Raw genomic sequence first — 1,070 nt, 5'->3', positions numbered from 1 at the left:
CGGCGGGGCGCCGGAGGGGCGCGGGAGCGGCGCGGGCTTCACCACGGCACGGGGTCGCCGCGCCAGTCGAGAAAGTCGCCGGTGGCGGAGGCGTCGAGCCGGTCGATGACGGACAGCAGGTGACGCGCGGCCTCCTCCGGTGCGTGGACCTCCCTGCCCGGCCGGACGAACGGGGCCGACAGGCCGGTCGCGACGGTGCCGGGATGAAGGGCGACGCAGGCGGCCGCCGGCGCGCGGCGGGCGAGTTCGATCGACGCGGTGCGGACGAACTGGTTCAGCGCCGCCTTTGACGCGCGATAGGCGTACCAGCCGCCGAGGCGGTTGTCGCCGATCGAGCCGACGCGGGCGGACAGCGTGGCGAAGACCGATTTGCCCGTGCGCGGCAGCCGCGGCAGCAGGTGCTTGATCAGCAGCGCCGGGCCGATGGCGTTGACGGCGAAGGCGTGGGCCAGGCGCGCGGCATCGAGTTCCGCCCAGGACTTTTCCGGCCGTTTGTCCGCTGCGTGCAGAAAGCCGGTCGCGTCGACCGCGAGGCGTATCTCGCCCAGCGCGGCGGCATCGGCGACGACGCGCGCGATGCTCGTCTCGTCCGTCAGGTCGAAGGACGGCGTGCCGCGCCGGCCATAGCCGGTCACGTGTCGGAAATGCCCGGCCTTTTCCAGGGCGGCCAGGAGTGCCGCGCCGATGCCGCCGGTCGCGCCGAACACGACGGCGACGCCGCCGGGATCGAAGGAGCGGAGCGACGGTGGCGCCCCGTCCGACTCAGGTTGGGTCATGACCGGCCTTGCCGGCCGGCGTCGCGCGGCGGGTCAGCACAATAAAGACTCGGACCAAAAGCGGCCGCGCGTTCAGGAACAGGCGATAGGCGCCCTCCAGCAGCGGCAGCGCGAGCGGCAGGGACGCGAGCCGGGCAAGCCAGCGCCAGCGCGGCAGCGTCCGCCAGACTTCCACGAAGGCGGCGGCGCCGGACAGCATCGCGCCAGACGGGGCCATGACGTGGAAACGCGCCAGCGCCGCCCGGCGGTCGAGGCCGTCGGGCAGCCGGGCCGCCGCGTCGCACACGTCCACGT

The 1,070-nt window shown here is 74.2% G+C and carries 2 protein-coding genes; both read right to left on the bottom strand.

Annotated elements, in window-relative coordinates; all coding sequences use genetic code 11:
* Positions 1–38: 38 nt before the first annotated feature.
* Positions 39–776: an SDR family NAD(P)-dependent oxidoreductase gene (locus B8460_RS11035; RefSeq protein WP_048861654.1), complete on the bottom strand. Its 738-nt coding sequence runs from the start codon at positions 774–776 to the stop codon at positions 39–41.
* Positions 763–1,070: DCC1-like thiol-disulfide oxidoreductase family protein (locus B8460_RS11030; protein ID WP_048861653.1), on the bottom strand; the 308-nt coding region annotated here is incomplete at its 5' end. The genes B8460_RS11030 and B8460_RS11035, both read right to left, overlap by 14 nt.

Source organism: Acidisphaera rubrifaciens HS-AP3, from assembly GCF_000964365.1.
Lineage (GTDB): Bacteria > Pseudomonadota > Alphaproteobacteria > Acetobacterales > Acetobacteraceae > Acidisphaera > Acidisphaera rubrifaciens.
This window is presented reverse-complemented; position numbering and strand designations above follow the sequence as displayed.